Annotated in this window: 18 protein-coding genes; 11 read left to right on the top strand and 7 right to left on the bottom strand. The window is 37.9% G+C overall.

What is annotated here, in order from left to right; translation table 11 throughout:
- Positions 1 to 487 precede the first annotated feature (487 nt).
- Positions 488 to 1,030, top strand: coding sequence for a copper chaperone PCu(A)C (locus AC0QT4_RS01455; protein WP_473199931.1), 543 nt, complete (start codon positions 488 to 490; stop codon positions 1,028 to 1,030).
- A 153-nt stretch (positions 1,031 to 1,183) separates the two neighbouring features.
- On the opposite strand, the gene lysM is transcribed toward AC0QT4_RS01455, so the two are convergent.
- Entirely contained in the window at positions 1,184 to 1,639 is a 456-nt protein-coding gene (gene lysM, locus AC0QT4_RS01450) for a peptidoglycan-binding protein LysM (RefSeq protein WP_473199930.1), read from the bottom strand.
- A 367-nt stretch (positions 1,640 to 2,006) separates the two neighbouring features.
- Between lysM and AC0QT4_RS01445 the strand changes: the two genes are divergently transcribed.
- From AC0QT4_RS01445 to thpR, 6 genes are all read left to right on the top strand, one after another.
- A complete protein-coding gene (locus tag AC0QT4_RS01445; RefSeq protein ID WP_473199929.1) occupies positions 2,007 to 2,729 on the top strand; it encodes a response regulator transcription factor in 723 nt (240 codons plus the stop codon).
- A gap of 39 nt (positions 2,730 to 2,768) precedes the next feature.
- On the top strand, positions 2,769 to 4,550 hold the full coding sequence (locus tag AC0QT4_RS01440) for a stimulus-sensing domain-containing protein (protein WP_473199928.1): 1,782 nt from the start codon (positions 2,769 to 2,771) through the stop codon (positions 4,548 to 4,550).
- A gap of 23 nt (positions 4,551 to 4,573) precedes the next feature.
- Positions 4,574 to 5,038: an HPr kinase/phosphatase C-terminal domain-containing protein gene (locus tag AC0QT4_RS01435; protein ID WP_473199927.1), complete on the top strand. Its 465-nt coding sequence runs from the start codon at positions 4,574 to 4,576 to the stop codon at positions 5,036 to 5,038.
- Between the two features lie 135 nt (positions 5,039 to 5,173).
- Positions 5,174 to 5,563 (top strand): PTS sugar transporter subunit IIA, encoded by a 390-nt coding sequence (locus AC0QT4_RS01430; RefSeq protein WP_473199926.1) that lies wholly within the window; start codon positions 5,174 to 5,176, stop codon positions 5,561 to 5,563.
- 25 nt (positions 5,564 to 5,588) lie between these two features.
- A complete protein-coding gene (locus AC0QT4_RS01425) occupies positions 5,589 to 5,885 on the top strand; it encodes an HPr family phosphocarrier protein (RefSeq protein ID WP_473199925.1) in 297 nt (98 codons plus the stop codon).
- Between the two features lie 601 nt (positions 5,886 to 6,486).
- Positions 6,487 to 7,026 (top strand): RNA 2',3'-cyclic phosphodiesterase, encoded by a 540-nt coding sequence (thpR, locus tag AC0QT4_RS01420; RefSeq protein WP_473199924.1) that lies wholly within the window; start codon positions 6,487 to 6,489, stop codon positions 7,024 to 7,026.
- A gap of 109 nt (positions 7,027 to 7,135) precedes the next feature.
- Here the strand turns inward: thpR and grpE are convergent, their stop codons facing one another.
- A complete protein-coding gene (grpE, locus tag AC0QT4_RS01415; RefSeq protein ID WP_473199923.1) occupies positions 7,136 to 7,798 on the bottom strand; it encodes a nucleotide exchange factor GrpE in 663 nt (220 codons plus the stop codon).
- A 126-nt stretch (positions 7,799 to 7,924) separates the two neighbouring features.
- Entirely contained in the window at positions 7,925 to 8,995 is a 1,071-nt protein-coding gene (gene hrcA / locus AC0QT4_RS01410; RefSeq protein ID WP_473199922.1) for a heat-inducible transcriptional repressor HrcA, read from the bottom strand.
- A 324-nt stretch (positions 8,996 to 9,319) separates the two neighbouring features.
- On the opposite strand from hrcA, the gene rdgB reads away from it, so the two are divergent.
- On the top strand, positions 9,320 to 9,970 hold the full coding sequence (rdgB, locus tag AC0QT4_RS01405; RefSeq protein ID WP_473200028.1) for an RdgB/HAM1 family non-canonical purine NTP pyrophosphatase: 651 nt from the start codon (positions 9,320 to 9,322) through the stop codon (positions 9,968 to 9,970).
- Positions 9,967 to 11,166: a radical SAM family heme chaperone HemW gene (gene hemW, locus AC0QT4_RS01400; RefSeq protein WP_473199921.1), complete on the top strand. Its 1,200-nt coding sequence runs from the start codon at positions 9,967 to 9,969 to the stop codon at positions 11,164 to 11,166. Before rdgB ends, hemW begins: the two co-directional genes overlap by 4 nt.
- An 88-nt stretch (positions 11,167 to 11,254) precedes the next feature.
- Here the strand turns inward: hemW and dapE are convergent, their stop codons facing one another.
- The 4 genes from dapE to AC0QT4_RS01380 form a co-directional block, all read right to left on the bottom strand.
- Positions 11,255 to 12,436, bottom strand: coding sequence for a succinyl-diaminopimelate desuccinylase (dapE, locus tag AC0QT4_RS01395; protein WP_473199920.1), 1,182 nt, complete (start codon positions 12,434 to 12,436; stop codon positions 11,255 to 11,257).
- Between the two features lie 172 nt (positions 12,437 to 12,608).
- Entirely contained in the window at positions 12,609 to 13,406 is a 798-nt protein-coding gene (locus AC0QT4_RS01390; protein ID WP_473199919.1) for a M48 family metallopeptidase, read from the bottom strand.
- Positions 13,407 to 13,433: 27 nt separating this feature from the next.
- A complete protein-coding gene (locus AC0QT4_RS01385; protein ID WP_473200027.1) occupies positions 13,434 to 14,219 on the bottom strand; it encodes an alpha/beta hydrolase in 786 nt (261 codons plus the stop codon).
- 165 nt (positions 14,220 to 14,384) lie between these two features.
- Positions 14,385 to 15,170 carry an alpha/beta hydrolase gene (locus AC0QT4_RS01380; protein WP_473200026.1) on the bottom strand — a complete coding sequence of 262 codons (786 nt, stop codon included), beginning with the start codon at positions 15,168 to 15,170 and terminating at the stop codon, positions 14,385 to 14,387.
- A 191-nt stretch (positions 15,171 to 15,361) separates the two neighbouring features.
- Between AC0QT4_RS01380 and infC the strand changes: the two genes are divergently transcribed.
- Entirely contained in the window at positions 15,362 to 15,880 is a 519-nt protein-coding gene (gene infC, locus AC0QT4_RS01375; RefSeq protein WP_473199918.1) for a translation initiation factor IF-3, read from the top strand.
- Between the two features lie 220 nt (positions 15,881 to 16,100).
- Positions 16,101 to 17,867, top strand: coding sequence for an ABC transporter ATP-binding protein (locus AC0QT4_RS01370; protein WP_473199917.1), 1,767 nt, complete (start codon positions 16,101 to 16,103; stop codon positions 17,865 to 17,867).
- The last annotated feature ends 868 nt before the right edge of the window (positions 17,868 to 18,735 follow it).

The following is an 18,735-nucleotide window of genomic DNA, read 5'->3' as shown; positions in this document are numbered from 1 at the left end:
AGAGAAAATTTTTTAAATATTGCTCAGACGCAAATGATTTATACGACAATCATGGCCTTCCATAGCCAAACCTCTATAATAACCGCTCTCTCTTTATGAGACCAAAGATGCAATGTTTCTTTATAGAATGAAACCTTATCGTACTAAATGCATAATTTGTAAGGAGTTCTGCTAATCTACCCTCAACCAACAACTTTACTTCTAGCCGTTCAGTGAGTGATTCAATATTCTTTTTAGGATACCATACTTTTAATACATCTAACATAACCTTCTTTTTATCTACATATTAAATCTGCAAATATATTAAGGATTCCACTTTGCTTTTAAGCGCACTATTACCTTAAATTCATCGCCTTCCTTTAAAGCCACGAATCTTATCCCTTCTTTCTTACATTCAAATTCGTATAACTCGAGCAATTCTCTTTTATTTTGAATAAAAACTCTCTAAAAATAGATAAAAGTAAATCTCATTAAGGAGGGTAAATCAATGGTAATATCTATTGTCGGAAGAATAAGGGATCTCACGTGTAAGAATTCAACTCTTGCACAATACCCACTCAAAAATGTCATGTGGGCTTTTTTCTTTGCTTTTGTAGCCCTACCTGCAACTGCTCAACAATATAAGATTGGAGAGATAGAAATCCTTCATCCTTGGGCGCGGGCAACACCTAAAGGTATAAAAATAAGCAGCGGTTATCTCTATATCATTAATCACAGCGATACTCCTGATCGTTTGGTTTCTGTTTCGACAAATGGAGTACAGACAACAGAAATCCACTCCATGGCTGTTGTTAATGATATTATGCACATGGAAAAAATGCACAATGGTGTTGAAATTCCGGGCGATGGTGAGGTCTCCCTTAAACCCGGTGGTGATCATATTATGTTCATGGGGCTTTCACAACCATTCAAGCCAGGAGATAAAATTGGCGCAAAATTGACCTTTGAAAAAGCCGGAACTATTGACATTGAATTTTCCGTAAATGCTCTGAATGATAAGTCACCTTCCAAAAGAGATTCTACGCGCTAAGCTCTTTCATTAGCGTTTAACGCATAATGAAACACAAGATAATTAGAAGCGTGAAAGCTCTCTTCACGCTCCTTAATTTTTTACGCGACGTCGTAAAAAATACTCTCGTTAAAATACTGTAAAGGAGTAAAATAACTTAATCCTCTCTTTGAATTAAGTTCTGTCAATTTCAGGAATGCGTAAAACTTGCCCAGGATAAATTTTATCAGGAGATTTTAGCATTGGCTTATTTGCTTCAAAAATAAATGTATTTTTATCCCCTTGCCCTTTTCCATAAACTTCTTCCGCAATTTTCCAAAGATTATCACCAGACTTCACCTCATAAAAGCGAGAAGCTTTCACTGATGCGGTATTCGCAATCTTTAATTGGTCAAGATCAACAGAAGAGATACCCTGTGAATTACCAACAACCAAAAGTGCTTTCTCAAATGTTTCCCTATCTGGAACCTCACCGCTTAAAATAGCTTTACCGTTTTCAACCTGAATATTTACTTTATCTGTATTAAGTTGAAAATTATCAAAGGCAGCTTTAAAATCTTTTTCTTCTGGTTCATGATCCCCAATACCTAACTTTTCACCAACTGTTTTTATAAAATTAAAAAATCCCATTATGTCCTCCTTATCCTGTCAAGAAAATTTTTGTATATACAGCTTCACACCTCTTTGCTTTTAAAACAAATAGGTGGATTTTCTAAACTTCAACAATTAAAAACAAATCTGTTTAATTATGGGACATAAGACAATAACAAATTTGATAAAAAACATTTGTATAAAAATTTTCTTTCAAAAAAATGGATCCTAACACACACAAAAACATTATAAAATTATGAAAGCAAAACAAGCTTTTATCATAATGATGAAAGGTTCTTTACCCTGCTACAATTTGTATCATATTTGTTTTGCAAAAAAAATGTGAACTCCCATATAAATAGCGTGGGTAGTTTGCTACTGCAGCAATAGAAAGGTCTAAGAAGCCATGAAAGATACACCAACAATCACACAAACGATTGTACTTGTTGATGATGACCGCAATATTTTGACATCTTTATCTTTTGCGCTTGAGACAGAAGGCTATCGAGTTGAAAGCTATACAGATGGAGCATCTGCACTCAAAGGTTTAACACTCCATCCACCACATTTAGCGATTTTTGATATTAAAATGCCTCGTATGGATGGAATGGAGCTTTTGCGTCGATTGCGTCAAAAATCTGACATTCCAGTTATTTTTCTTACCTCTAAAGACGATGAAATTGATGAGCTGTTTGGTCTTAAAATGGGTGCGGACGATTTTATTACCAAACCCTTCTCTCAACGTCTTCTCATTGAGCGCGTAAAAGCTATTTTGCGTCGTTCCAGTGCACGTAACCAACCGCTTGCAACAGGAGCTTCTTCTACCTCTTCTCTTAAACGCGGAGATCTGGTGATGGATCAAGAGCGTCATACCTGTACATGGAAGGATAAACCTGTTACCTTGACAGTTACAGAATTTTTGATTCTACAGACTTTAGCACAAAGACCAGGAGTTGTAAAAAGTCGTGATGCTTTGATGGATGCTGCTTATAGTGATCAAGTCTATGTAGATGATCGCACCATCGATAGTCACATTAAACGTCTGCGTAAAAAGTTTAAACAAGTGGATGATGATTTTGCAATGATTGAAACACTTTATGGTGTAGGCTATCGTTTCCACGAAGTATAAAACTCTTTTGTCGCATAAGTCTAAACGGCGATCAAATCGATGACAAAAAATACTCAACTGGAAAGTTTGCAAAAAACAACACCAAACACTAGAGCAACACTGTCTTCTCTGTTTGTTTATTTGTACCTTCGGGGACGACGTCTTCTAAAACAGTTGCTTTTTTCCAGTCTTACACGTCGCATTGTTATATTAAATATTGCTGCCCTTGCCGTTCTGGTGACAGGAATTTTATACCTTAATCAATTTCGTGATGGTTTGATTGAAGCACAAATCAAAAGTTTATGTACCCAAGGAAAACTCATCGCTGGAGCCATTGCTGCTTCTGCAACGGTAGATACGGATTCTATTTTTATTGAACCTAAAAAGCTTTTAGAATTACAGGCTGGAGAAAGTATTACACCCGCACCTCAATCAACAGACTCTTGGGACTTTCCTATTAATTCTGAACGTGTTGCCCTTCTGTTACGATATCTCATCACACCCAAAACGACAAGGGCACGTATTTATGATCGTGATGCTACTTTACTTCTTGATTCGCGTGTTCTTTATTCTAGTGGTGAAGTTTTTAGCTATGATTTACCCCCACTCAAAACTGAACAAAACATGTGGGAACGCTTCTCTTCATGGTTTTTAAATATCTTTTATGGAAAAGGATTTGCGATTGATCAAGAGCAAGAAAAAAATAGTGATATCACTCACCCTGAATTATACCGAGCATTAAATGGAACTCTTACTACCGCCAAACGGCGCAACAGACAAGGTAAATTAATTGTTTCTGTTGCTGTGCCTGTTCACCGCTATCGTACAGTGGTAGGTGCGCTTCTTCTTTCAACTGTCAATTCAGATATTGATGATATTGTAAAGGGTGAAAGACTGGTTATCGTTAAAGTCTTTGCCGTTGTAAGTAGCGTGCTTTTTGTACTTTCCCTCTTTTTAGCCCACACCATTGCACATCCCTTAAGCAAATTATCTGCGTCTGCCAACCGTGTGCGTAATGGAAATAACAAGCGTGTAGAAATCCCTGATTTTTCAATGCGTGAAGATGAAATTGGTCATCTTTCAGCCTCTATTCGTAATATGACCAATGCCCTTTATATGCGTATTGAAGCCATCGAACGTTTTGCAGCCGATGTAAGTCACGAATTAAAAAATCCGCTTACCTCACTGCGGAGTGCTGTTGAAACGCTCCCTCTCGCTAAAAATGAAGAAACACAGGAACAATTACTTGAAATTATTCAACATGATGTACGCCGTCTTGACCGTTTAATTACTGATATTTCTGACGCCTCTCGGTTAGATGCAGAGCTTGCTCGAGAAACTGCACAGATCGTTGATATGACATTGCTTTTGGAAAGTCTTGTTCATGCTGTTCAGGAAGTATATCGTAATACGCAAGTCATTAATATAAGCCTTAAAATCATCCCACGTCCTTATGGAAAAGCCTATCTTGTGTGGGGACATGAACTCCGTTTAGGACAAGTTATTTCCAATCTCATTGAAAACGCGCGTTCCTTTATACCTCACGATAGTGGTAAAATTTCTATAATTATGAAAAGTCATGCTTCAACCCTTCTTTTAACTATTGAAGACAATGGCCCTGGTATTCGTTCAGAGAAGATTGAACGTATTTTTGAACGTTTCTATACGGATCGACCAAACGAAGACACTTTTGGGCAAAACTCAGGACTCGGACTTTCTATTAGTCGGCAAATTATCGAAGCTCACAATGGAACAATTACAGCTGAAAATATTAATGATTCTAACCCCGAAAAGAATAAAACTGGTGCACGTTTTATTATTATGCTTCCCTTAGCTAAATAAATATTTTATCCAAATCAAAAGGTATGAAAACAAAAAATGAAATATTACACGCCAATTGCCTTCAACTGGGAGGAAAGGGGTTATTAATTATAGGTCCATCGGGCTCAGGAAAATCAACCCTCACTCTTTCTTTGCTCGACCGCGCTGAGTGGTCAAAGCGTGAAGCAAAACTTATCAGTGATGATTATACAATACTCGGCGTGGAAAATGGAAAACTTTATGGACACACTCCTGAAGGTTTGCAGGGAGGGATTGAAATACGCGGCGCTGGCCTTTATGCGATAGAATTTCAAAAACAAACAGCTATTGATTGCGTTATTCTTCTAGGACCTGAATATGAACGCTTTTCCACAAAGCAGACTTTTCAATTTGCCAATCTACATATTCCTCTTCTAAAACTTCCAAGTCTTCACGAAGCCGATTGCACAGCTATTTGTCAGGCTATTGAAGCATTCTTTTTTAGAAAAATATGGTGTAAATCTGTCTAATTTTTTTAAAATAAGAAAAAATTATTATTTTTGCCTTTTTTTTGCAAATTTTTCTTGGCAGCAGGACAAAGCCTTGTAAAATGTATTTCATGCCAATATGGTTGGATCTTTAGTCGTTAACAGGAGTTTGTGTAAATGATTGGACTCGTGCTTATAACGCACGGTGAGCTAGCTGTCGAATTTCTACATGCTGTAGAACATGTTGTTGGAACGCAAGAAAAATTTGCAACAATATGTGTCTATCCCGATGATGACCTAGATCAGCGCCGAAGTGATATTATAGCCGCAATTTCCTCTACAGATACAAACCATGGCGTGATTATATTAACAGATGTGTTCGGTGCAACACCCTCAAATATGGCTATTCCTGCTATTGAAAAGGGACGTGTTGAAATGATTGCAGGAGTTAATTTGCCTATGCTCATTAAACTTATTTCGATTCGACAATGTCCTGATATTTCATTATCAGAAGCTTTAAGAATAGCACAAGAAGCGGGGCGTAAATATATTAATGTACCAGTATAATTTTATAGCGGATAATTAAACACTGATGCTTTCCAAAAACCCTCTCCCCTCTCAACTAAGTCGTCATCTCAATATTTGTAATAAACGTGGGTTACATGCGCGTGCTTCGGCAAAATTTGTCCAAACTGTTGACAATTTTAATGCCGTTGTTGAAGTTGAAAAAGATGGCAAAATCGTTGGCGGTTCATCAATTATGGGACTGATGATGTTAGCTGCTTCATCCGGTTGCAACCTCACCATTCGCGTTTCAGGACCAGAAGCAACGGATGCTCTCAATGCTCTTGAAAAGCTGGTAAACAATAAATTTGGCGAAGAAAACTAAAATTTCTTACCCCAAAAAGTATGATGATTATCCCCGAGATAAGAAACTCTTTTCCATCATTTTATTGCTTGGCTTACTTATTTTTCTCTTCAAAATACTAAAGTTCACATTTATTATAGATCAATATTATGGTCATCATAAGTGTAGCTTGTAACAATTTTGTTGTACACAATATTTGTATTCGTATTCTTTTCCAACAATATTTAACTACTTTGAATGATTATTATCATATGTAAAATGTATCATTAAATTACAAAAAAGAGAAACATTCACCCTTTACTCAATATGCTAAATTTTAAACCTTTTAAGCTAGTGGAAAAATGTTCTTAACAATTAGGCTTCTCTTAATTTTCTTCTTTTTAAACTGTTTGATAATGAAAACACAACGCTCTTTCATTGAATCCTTTATGAAAAAAGGCATGCAAATATGGATTTTGTTGACTTCTTAATCATTTTCTTCAGGCTAATATGGATCTACGAATCCGATTTATTATTATTGTAAACATTTTTTAGACATTCTTTCCCACCATCATAGCCTTATTTTCTCAATCCAACGTTATGCTTGCGGTGGGTAACATTTTTTATTGTAAGGAGATACACCATGCAACGTCTTTTTAGTGCTCTTCAGATTCCTCAACAAACAACAGAAGCGCTCATATCACTGCAAAATGGCTTACCGAATGCACAGTGGATTAACCCACAAAATTTTCATATCACTTTATCTTTTTTTGGCGAAGTTGAGAGCTCCATAGCAGATGCGCTGATTCGTGCCTTTAACACAATAAAACTCCCTCCTTTTGTGCTACAACCAAGAGGTTTTGAAATTTTTGGTTCAGAAAATGCTCCCCATTCTCTCGTTGTTCGTATTGAGCCTTGTGTAACTCTCAACCTTTTACACGAAAAAATGCAATCCATTCGAAGCAGCTTGAAGTTAACACCTGATGAAAAACAATTTACTCCACATATTACTCTTGCGCGATTGCTCGATATTAAACCTGAAGACCTCCCTCCCTATCTTTCCTCTCGAGGTGATTTTTCAGTTCCTTCTTTTGAGGTTGATCACTTTGCTTTATTGTTATCGCCATCCCCTTCAAGCGATACCCCGTATATTGTGAAAAAAAGCTGGTCACTTCAAAAATAAAAGGGTGTTTTAAACACCCTTTACCGCCCTCTCCTATACAATGCTTCACGAGTTCGGGTTGTGTGTAACACTAATATTTCTGCGTCGGTAGTACTATTATTGATATGTTTTAAGCTGAATCAGACTCGACAGAAATTTCTTTCGCTCCTCCTTTGGCCACACCCACTATAGCCGGACGCAAAACACGTTCACCAATAACGTAACCTGCCTGAACAACTTGCTGAACGGTATTATCTGGAACATCAGAGTTAGAGATCTCAAACATTGCTTGATGAAAGTGAGGGTCAAACTTTTGCCCTTCTGGATGAATCTTCTTCACACCATGACGCTCTAACGCTGCTATCATTGCACGCTCAGTCATTTCCACGCCCTCAGCTAACGTTTTCAAACCAGCATCATTCTCCTTTGCCCCTTCTGGTATAGCCTCCAAAGCCCGATTAAGATTATCAGAAACAGATAACATATCACGTGCGAAACTAGCAATCGAATAAGCCTTTGCATCCGCTACATCACGCGCAGTACGACGTCGAAGATTTTCCATATCTGCAGCAAGACGCAAAAGCTGATCTTTCAACTCTTTGTTTTCATCCTGCAAAGCAACCAAAGGATCGATAAACTCCTCTTTTTCCTCTTCAACCTCTGCGTGAGCTTCTGTATCATGCGTTTTTAAAAATGCATCAGCTGCTTGTTTGAGCACATCACGATCAGCAGGGTTCTTCAAATCGCAATTTTCAAATGAAGCGTCAGTAAATTTGTTTTTTTCATCAGACATAGAAATTCCATTCCTTCATAAGATTTATTATTCCCGATATCGAAATTTTACAGACAAAAATCAAGAGGTATTTACGCATCTTAAAGAGAATAAGCGTTTAGAGTACAAATATTCCACCTAGTCATTTTAACGCAACAGTTGTGATATAAGTTGAGCCGTATAATCAACCATGGGTACAATCCTCGCATAATTAAGCCTTGTGGGCCCAATAACTCCTAAAGCACCAATGACTCTTTGTTTTGAGTCGCGATAAGGTGCAACCACTAAAGAAGAACCAGAAAGCGAAAACAACTTATTTTCTGAACCAATAAAAATGCGAACCCCAGAACCTTCATCCGTTAAATCGAGAAGCTGCGCCATACTCTCACGCGTTTCAAGATCATCAAACAGATGTCTTAACCGCTCTAAATCTTCTTCTGCTTTCACATCTTCAAGCAAATTACTACGCCCGCGAACAATAAGATGTATTTTATGATCGGCGTCTTCTCCTCCCCAAAGAGCTAACCCCGTTTCAACAAGATGATGAGATAAATGGTCGAGCGCAGCTCGTGTTTCTGAGCACAAACGTGCGATCTCTCCCTTAGCTTCACTCAATGTGAGTCCCTGAATATGAGCATTAAGGAAGTTCGTTGCTTCTGTCAATTGTGCATGAGTAACCCCTTCTGGTAAATGCACAATACGATTTTCAACCTCACCTTGTTGAGTCACTAAAACAGCAAGAGCGTGTTCTCTATCAAGGCGTACAAATTCAATATGCTTCAATGTTCCTTCATATTTTGTTGCGAGAACAAGCCCTGCTCCACGTGAAAGATCTGAAAGAACTCGGCTTGCTTGGATGAGAAAATGTTCAACTGATTGTGCATGACCAGCCTCCTTGACTTGCGTTTCAATACTTTCCCGCTCTTCGTTTGGCAAATCACCTGCTTCCATAAATGCATCAACAAAAAATCGTAATCCTGATTGTGTTGGCATTCGTCCCGCAGAGACATGAGGTGCATAAATCAAACCAAGATGCTCAAGATCACTCATCACATTGCGAATCGTCGCAGGAGATAAAGTTTGTTGTAAAAGACGCGAAAGATTTCGTGATCCTACAGGCTCTCCATCATTAAGATAAGCTTCAACAATATGACGAAAAATATCACGCGAACGCTCATCAAGATATTTTAGTTCATCGTCAATAGGTTTATATTTCATCACAATTGTTTCACTACTTCAAAAACACTTCTCTCTTATATAAGTTTTGCCAAGGTTTGGTCAAATAGTCCAAAGTAGTACAAAAGCCTAGTGTATCTTTTATCATAAAAAATGCTATCATCAAACAAAGAGCCATACTATAAGTCTTTTCAATTAATGTTTCCGTACAATACGAAAGATTTTCATCTAAATGAAATATCAATGAATAAACAAAAAACGTATCGCATAAAATCCAGCAAAATGTATATATACTGAGTATTTAAGCTGATTTTTAGGTTTTTAGCACAAAATGAGCTCCCCTTTTATTTCTGGAGAAAAATGTCTATGAGAAGCATAGTAGCAGCCAAAAAACTTGTCATTGCGACACATAACCCTGGAAAATTGCATGAAATTGCCACTTTGGTTACCCCCTTCGGACTAACGATACAATCAGCACAAGAGCTCGGATTGCCAGAACCAAAAGAAACAGGAACAACCTTTGAAGAAAATGCCTATATCAAAGCCTTTGCAGCAGCAAAAAAGACAGGTCTTCCTGCTCTCTCTGATGATTCAGGCTTGGAAGTAGATGCATTGGGTGGCGCACCAGGTGTTTATACAGCTGACCTCGCTCTTCAACCCGATGGTGTACGTAATTTTTCAAAAGCTATGCAAAAAATAGAAGATGAACTCCAAAAAATTGGAGCGCTTGAAAAAAGCCAACGAAAATGTCGATTTATATCGGTCGTTTGCATTGCATGGCCTGATGGCTATGCGGACTATTTCCAAGGCAATGTTGAAGGCACATTTCTTTGGCCACCACGTGGAGATAAAGGTTTTGGTTTTGATCCTATTTTTTTACCAGATGGGTATGAAAATACCTTTGGAGAAATGTCAACGGAGCAAAAACATGGCTGGAAACTCAATGATAAAGCCCCTCTCTCGCATCGTGCACGTGCTTTTAAACTATTAGCAGAAAACCTTTTGTCACTCTCATGAATGAATTTTTTGGCATTTATATTCATTGGCCCTTTTGCGCAACTAAATGTCCTTATTGTGATTTTAATTCACATGTGCGTGTCCATGGTGTTGATCAACCACGCTTTGTAACCGCCTTTGAACGCGAAATAGAAACGCAATATCATAAAATAGGTCCACGGCATGTTACCAGTATTTTTATTGGTGGCGGCACACCTTCTCTTATGACACCTCAAACCGTGGATGCCTTATTGCAAGCACTTGCAAGAAAATGGACGATCGATGATAAAGTTGAAATCACACTGGAAGCCAATCCATCAAGTGTGGAAGCAGAACGTTTTCGTGGATATCGTGCAGCAGGTGTTAACCGCTTATCTCTAGGGGTACAAGCACTCAATGACAAAGCATTGCGACAACTTGGTCGTCTTCATGATGTGAAGCAGGCTCTTCACGCTATTGCTTTAGCGCGAGAAATCTTTCCACGTTTATCCTTTGATCTCATTTATGCCCGCCCTGAACAAACATTAGAACAATGGAAATGTGAACTGTTTCAAGCGCTTGATTTGGCAGCGGATCATCTTTCTCTTTACCAACTCACTATCGAGGATGGAACCGCTTTTAAACGGCTTCATGCTGCAGGAAGACTTATTCTCCCCGCTTCAGAACTTGCAGCAGACCTGTATCATCTTACCCAAGAAATCACTGCTACACATGGACTTCCAGCCTATGAGATCTCAAATCATGCAATTCCCGGTGCCGAATCAGCACACAATCTTCTCTATTGGCGTTATCATGAATATGCAGGCTTTGGTCCAGGAGCCCATGGACGCTTTATTGAACAGGCACCGGATCACTCCTCTGCCTCTTCAAAAGTGCCTCCCTCTGAAATTGTAAATTGTAAACGTTATGTCACAATAAATGAGAAATATCCCGAACATTGGCTTGAATTGGTAGAAACTACTGGACATGGCTGTATTGAGACAGAACAATTGACCCCTTTACAACAAGCAAATGAAATGCTCCTCATGGGCTTGCGTCTTTGCGAAGGTTTAGATCTTTCGCGTTATGAAACCTTAAACCCCAAGAGCTTACCAATGGAAAAGCTTATCGATTTACAACAACAAGGACTTATAGAAATGTCAGGAAACCAGCGCTTAAAAGTGACAAGCAAAGGACACATCCTTCTTGACCATATTATTAGCCAATTGGCAAACTAGAATTCCTATGATTTTAACCTGCTGTTATATCACTTATTGAATAGTATTTACGAGTTTCAATTTAAAAGGCAGATTCTTTAAAAGACAATCACTTTATCTGCGCAAAAAAATCAACAATGAACTGTTCATAAATAGAAGTGAGAGTTTCCAACGCTTCAAGAGTTACACACTCATCCACCATATGCATGGTTTGCCCCGGCAAACCGAATTCAACCACAGGGCAATAATCTTTAATAAATCGCGCGTCTGAAGTTCCCCCCGAAGTTGAACATTCTGGTAGACTCCCTGTTATACTTTTAATAGCATTTGATAAAGTTTTAACGAGTTTATCATTTTGGGTCAAAAAAACATCTCCCAAACTTGGAATCCATTCAAGCTGATAGGAGGGGTATTGATTACAATTGTTGTTTGATTGTACTGAAGTAAGGCGCTTTTCAATTTCTGTCATAAGTGTTTCTTTTGTCCAGAGATCATTATAGCGTATATTAAAACGAACTGTTGCTTGTGCTGGAATAACATTCGCTACACAATTACCTGTATCAATCGTTGTCAATTCCAAATTACTTGGTTGAAAATTTTTTGTCCCCTTATCTAAAGCAGTTTGTGTCAATGCTTGAATAAGCTTACCAACTAAAGGTAATGGATTGGCTGCTCGCTCGGGAAATGCAACATGCCCTTGGCGCCCTTTAACGGTAATGATACCAGAAATTGATCCTCGGCGGCCAATCTTTATCACATCACCAACAGTTTTTACGCTTGTCGGTTCTCCCACAAGCGCTGCAGTCCATTTTTCACCTTTTTGTTCTGCCCACTTGAGAAGTTTAACCGTACCGTTAATTGCTGGACCTTCTTCATCACCAGTAATCAGAAGACTTACTGTTCCTTTAAGAGACTGTTTCTCAAGGACTCGAGCCAATGCCGCCACAAAACAAGCAATCCCGCCTTTCATATCAACAGCGCCTCGCCCGTATAGTTTTCCCTGATCTATGACAGCTTCAAAAGGAGGGTGCGTCCAATTTTCCAACGCGCCTGGTGATACAACATCAGTATGACCAGCAAACATAAGATGTGGCCCGCTTCTTCCAATCTTTGCATAAAGATTTTCAACATCTTCTGTATTTTTATCTGCAAAAACAGGGCGTTCAACACGAAGCCCCATCTTCTGTAAAAATTGCTCCAAAGTTGATAAGACGCCCGCTTCATGAGGTGTAACAGAAGGACAACGAATAAGTGCTTGTAAGAGCTGAAGCGGATCTGTAAGGACAGGCATAAGCGCTTTCCCAATCTGAACTTAAAAATTATCCAAGAGTATTAAACTGAATTATACAAAAGATAAAGCAAAAACATTGAAGGCACTCAGCAAACGAAGCAGGGGAAGACTATCGTGCTGAGGCTTCAATGAATCCCTCATCATACGATGAAGCACTTCCATAATGGAAAGCTCAATAAAAGGTTCCATCAACCGGATTCTCTTCAAAATTTTTTATATTTCCAAACTCATCCAATTTATGTGAATGAAAATTAATCGCTTGAAGCGTACGACCATTTTCTTTCAACCAAGTGCGATATTTTTGACTTTCTGGACAAAGTTTTTCACAAAGAGCCCAAAATTTTGGTCCATGATTCATCTCAATAAGGTGAGCAACTTCATGTGCAACGACATATTCAACAATTTCTTTTGGTGCCATAATAAGACGCCAAGAGAAAGAAAGGCGCCTGTCTATCGAACAAGATCCCCAACGACTTTTAGTATCTTTATAACAAACTGACTTCACTTTACGCTCTACTTTGTGCGCATAATCTGTAACCAATGGCGTTATCGTGAGAGCAGCCTGTTTTTTTAAAATATCAGCAATACGCCTTGGCAAATATTCTAATTGACCATAAACAATAATTTGAGGTTCTTGTCTCGCATCCCCTGCAATGATTTCCGTTACCCCACGCCCTGCCTTATGCCTTATGGTATGCGCAACACCTAATAAAGGAACCGTTGCCCCCTCTTTGAGATAAGAATTTTCATGAGAAATTTTTACACGCGTAAGACGTGCTTCAATCCAAGAACGGTGCTTTTCAATAAAACTTTGAACTGAACAAAGGCTTATCGCTGGTGGTGTTGTTACACAAATTCTCTGCCCGCTCGCATCGACACGCAATGTGAGACGGCGTGCACCCCTATGTTCACGTACCTGTAAAGGCACAACGCGATCAGAAAAAATAAAATGCTGTTCATAAACGATCATACATTATATCTTTATCATCAATGAATTTTACCCTTCTTCCCTATTAATTCGGTCAATCAATGACTTCAGTACCGATTCAAGGCAATCCAAATCTTGTGAACGCGAAAAGCGATGATCTGCATCACGAACAAGTGTCAATGTTACATCATGGAAAGGCAAATGATTCAGTAAAGTCAAAGTATGCTGATAGGGTATTTCAACATCTTCCATCCCTTGTAAAATATGGATTGGACATCCAACATCAATGCATCCCTTCATGACACAGTTGTCTCTGCCATCTTCAATAAATACTTTTGTAAAGGGAACTGGTTCTGTATAACTAATTGCAGATCGTTCAATATGCTCTGTTTCTTCTAAAATTTTCCACTCCTTTCGCCCCAACCCTGATTCTATCAGTGTTTGTGTAAAATCAGGAGCTGGTGCAATCAAGACCATACCAGCAAGCCTTTTATTTTTTTGTGCTAACATCATAGCAAGCTTTAGAGCGATCCATCCCCCCATAGAGTTGCCAATCAGAATTTGTGGCCCCTCACAATAAGTTTCAAAAACCGCTAAACTCTCTTTAACCCAACGTGATATGGTTCCTTGAAAAAAATCACCCCCCGATTCTCCATGGCCAGAGTAATCAAAACGTAAACATGACAGATTGTTCTTCTGAGCAAAACTATCAACAAACATCGGTTTATCTCCTGACATGTCGGATAGATAGCCATGAAGCCAAACCAAACCAAGAGGCCCATCGCCTTTACGATACCGTACTGCAAGAGCAGTGTCTTCAAATGAAAAAAATTGGTAAGGAATATCACCATTCATCATTTTTTTCCTCTATAAAACACTTTTACTCATAAAAGAAAAATTTCTACTTCCAAATTAAACCTTAAAATCATAAATTAGATATGAAAGAGGCACAACGTGACTAGAGAAAATAAAATGCTGTTCATAAACGGTTATACATTATATATCCATCATCAATGAATTTTATCCTTCTTTCCCATTAATTCGGTCAATCAATGACGTCAGTACCGATTCCAGAAAATCCAAATCTTGTGAACGCGAAAAGCGATGATCTGCATCACGAACGAGGGTCAATGTTACATCATGTAATGGCAAATGATTTAGTAAAGTCAAAGTATGTTGATAAGGTATATCCTCATCTTCCATCCCTTGTAGAATATGGACTGGACACCCAACATCAATGCATCCCTTCATGACACAATTGTCTCGTCCATCTTCAATTAACGCTTTTGTAAAAGGCATCGGCTCCGCATCTCCAACGGCAGGTCGCTCAATATACCCCTTTTCTTCCAAAATTTTCCATTCTTCTGGGCCTAACGCTGGTTCTACCAATGTTTGCGTAAAATCAGGAGCTGGAGCAATTAACACCATACTAGCAAGCCTTTTATTTTTTCGTGCTAGCATCATAGCAAGCTTTAGAGCTATCCACCCTCCCATAGAGGAACCAATCAAAATTTGCGGTCCCTCACAATAGGTTTCAAAAATGGCTAAACTCTCTTTAACCCAACGTGAAATCGTTCCTTGAAAAAAATCACCTCCCGACTCTCCATGGCCAGAGTAATCAAAACGTAAACATGACAGATTGTTCTTCTGAGCAAAACTATCAACAAACACCGCTTTGCTTCCTAACATATCAGACTGATAACCAGGAAGCCAAACCAAACCAAGAGAGCCACGCCCTTTGCGATACCGTACTGCAAGAGCAGTGTCTTCAAATGAAAAAAATTGACAAGGAATATTACTTTCCATCATCCTTTTCCTCTATAAAACACTTTTACCAATAAAAGAAGAATTTTCACTTCCAAATTAAACCTTAAAGTCATAAATCAAATATGAAAAAAACACGAATTCTTGTTGTCTTTCTGTGTGTAATTGTATATTAAATTACGTTGTAGATAAATCAAAATTAAGGAGCATAAACCATTCGTAGACCATTTAAAATGACACCTACCCAGAAAGATGGGCCGCGTTCAAATCAGGATATTAGGGTGCCTCGCGTCCAACTTATCAATGATGAAGGACAACACCAGGGAATCGTTACAATACAAGAAGCACTTGCTATGGCTGCAGAAGCAGGGCTTGATTTAGTTGAAATCGTACCAAATGCGGAACCGCCCGTGTGTAAAATTATTGATTTGGGCAAATTGAAATATCAGACCCAAAAAAAAGCGGCTGAAACACGTAAAAAACAAAAAGTTATCGAAATCAAAGAGATTAAGATGCGCCCAAATGTTGATGTTCATGATTATGTCGTAAAACTTAAAGCTATTCATCGCTTTATTGGTAATGGCGATAAAGTGAAGATTACTTTGCGTTTTCGTGGTCGTGAAATGGCGCACCAAGATCTTGGATTAAAGCTTCTTCAACGTGTTAAAGAAGATACAAGTGAAATTGCCAAAATCGAATCTGAGCCAAAACTCGAAGGACGTCAAATGATGATGGTAATAGCTGCTAAATAATTTTCATTGGAATTATGTCTAGAATGAAAATCATCTAAAGTTGAATGCATCGGATATGATTTAAAAGCATCGCAGAGCAGTGTGGTGATGCTTTTAAATGAGTGTCTAATATGTGTTAAAATTTTTATTTAACAGACTAGTTTTTATATTAAAGATTAAATATCTTTAATAAGAGTGCTTCAATCTTGCATAAAATAACAATAAAATATAGAAGCGCTTCATGATCAAAAAAAAGATTTCTACTTCTGATAAACATCTTATTATTCGTCTTTTGCGAGAAAATTTCCATAAGCATGCGCGTTGGTATAGCGCAGCTATTTTTTCTATGATCATTATTGCCTTTACAACTGCAGCTAGCGCATGGATTATGCGTGACGTTGTCAACTCCATTATTGATGCGCAAAATTTTAGTATGATTGTTTTGATTTCTAGTATCATTGCTTTCATTTTTATTGTCAAAGGAGTGGCGACTTTTTCCCAAACTTACTTTTTGAGTAAAGCAGGTAACAGCATCGTTGCTGAACAGCGGCGCAAAATTTACGCACGCCTTATGGAACAGGGAATCTCTTTTTATCACAAGAACACTTCATCTACTCTTCTTGTCCACGTAACCCATAACGCGATAGCTATACGTAATATCACTGATATAATTATCACAACTTTTGTACGTGATTTGCTTTCGGTTATTGGCCTGTTACTTGTCATGTTGATTCAAAATTTTATTTTGATCGCCATTACTTTAATAGTGGGACCACTAGCTTTTTTAGGAGTCCGCATGGCTTTAAAACATGTTCGTAGCCTTGTGGAAAAAGAACTCATTTCAATTGGTGAAATTATCAAATTTGTGCAAGAAAGTTCTATTGGTATTCGAGTTATCAAGGCTTTCTCATTAGAAGAACTCATGAAAAAACGGATGGAAAAAGCCATTTGTAATGTTGAAAAACAAGCAAACACTATTGCAACGCTTCAAGCTATTACAAATCCGATTATGGAAACACTTGCTGGTGTTGCTATTGCGGGTATTATTTGCTTTTCTGGCTATCTTGCCACCCAACGAGCAGGTGTTCAAGGTGAATTCATGTCCTTTATTGTCGCTCTGCTTCTTGCTTACGAACCAGCAAAAAGATTGGCAAATATACGTGTCAAAATCGAAGGTGGCTTGGTTAATATCCGTACAATGTACGAATTACTCGATCATCCTCTCACGATTGTAGAACATAAAGAAGCTAAAGATCTGGATAAAAAACAAGGGGGCATCCGTTTTGAAAATGTTTCTTTTGCATATACAGAGAACAAAACGGTGTTGAAAAACATCAATCTAGAAATAGAACCTAGGAAAATGACCGCATTAGTAGGACCTTCCGGAACAGGAAAATCAACTCTTATTAATTTAATTATGCGTCTTTATGATCCCACACAGGGACGTATATTGATCAACGATCAAGACATCCGTTATACGACTTTCCGTTCTCTTCGAAACCTAATATCTTATGTGGGGCAGGATACTTTCCTCTTTCAAGGAAGCGTTAAATATAATATTGGGCTTGGAAAAGAAGGAGCGAGTGATGATGATATTATTACAGCAGCAAAAACAGCAAATGCTCATGACTTTATTATGGAGCTCCCTAATGGTTACGATACGCAGATAGGCGATAATGGTTGTAATCTTTCAGGGGGACAAAAACAACGACTCGCTATCGCTAGAGCAATGCTTCATGATGGTGAAATTCTGATTTTTGATGAAGCAACAAGCGCTTTAGACTCACAGACTGAAGCTCAAATTAATGAAGCCCTTCATCATCTCACCAAAGGGCGCACGACCATCATCATCGCTCATCGCCTTTCAACGATCACTCGCGCCGATAAAATCGCTGTCATACAAAATGGAAAACTCGTTGAACAAGGTACCCAAAAAGAATTACTGGAAAAGGAAAATGGTTTTTACAAAAAACTTCATCACATCCAATTCGAAAAGCAAACATCCTAGATGTCTATACATCGCAATAAGATGATATAAAAAATGGAGCGCGGATCACATTCCCTCATAAAGAGCGAGAAGGTTATTCTGGAAAAGTATCGCATTAATAGGAGCAACTTGTAAAAGTTTAGGATTTGTTTAAAAAGTTTTTAGGATTCACGTGAAAAATAAAAATCTTGTCTACCGCTTTGTTAAAAGAATTCATCTCATTTTAAAATAAAGGTTCAATGATTAGGTTTTCTTTTATCTAAAAGAGCGAAAGCCAATACCCCATAAACATTCTAACTAATTTTCGAAAAGGAGGCTCACATCAAGAAAAGAACTTGCTAATAATTATAGTCATGAAACTGTGATGATCAACACCTTTTTTCGGCATTCATCCCTTTATCGTTCGTTATAGATTATAGTGCAAGTTATGAGATAAGCTTAGCATGAGAAGAAATGTTAAAATAAGAAAAGAGCTATAGAACTACCTATGATGCCTTATCGCTTAAATAAGAAAACATATTGTGATTTATAATAGATCCTTTTTTTCTTGAATGAGAACACCAAGACCGTAAGATCCTCTCATTGCAAATTCTTGCATTCAAAATCAAAAAAATCGATTTGCTTGTAAGTTACAAGAGAATCAAAAAGCAGATAAAAAACGTTTAGGAAAAAAATGAATATGACTCTCATGACTTTTCTCAATGTAGAAGCAGTTGTAACGTTGGAGGCTAACAAATAAAATAATGGTGTTAGCTTATATTTTATAAGCGTGAAAATAAATAGTGGTGCCCAATAGATTTTGCATTCTCCTCTTCATGCATAAGTAACATCATGAGATGAGATTAAAACAACTAGTAAATGTAAAAAATACACAAATCAATAATACAAT

The sequence above is a fragment of the Bartonella sp. EBT8 genome (genome assembly GCF_055796165.1).
Note: the sequence above shows the minus strand (reverse complement) of the source record. Positions and strands in the feature narration are given on the sequence as shown.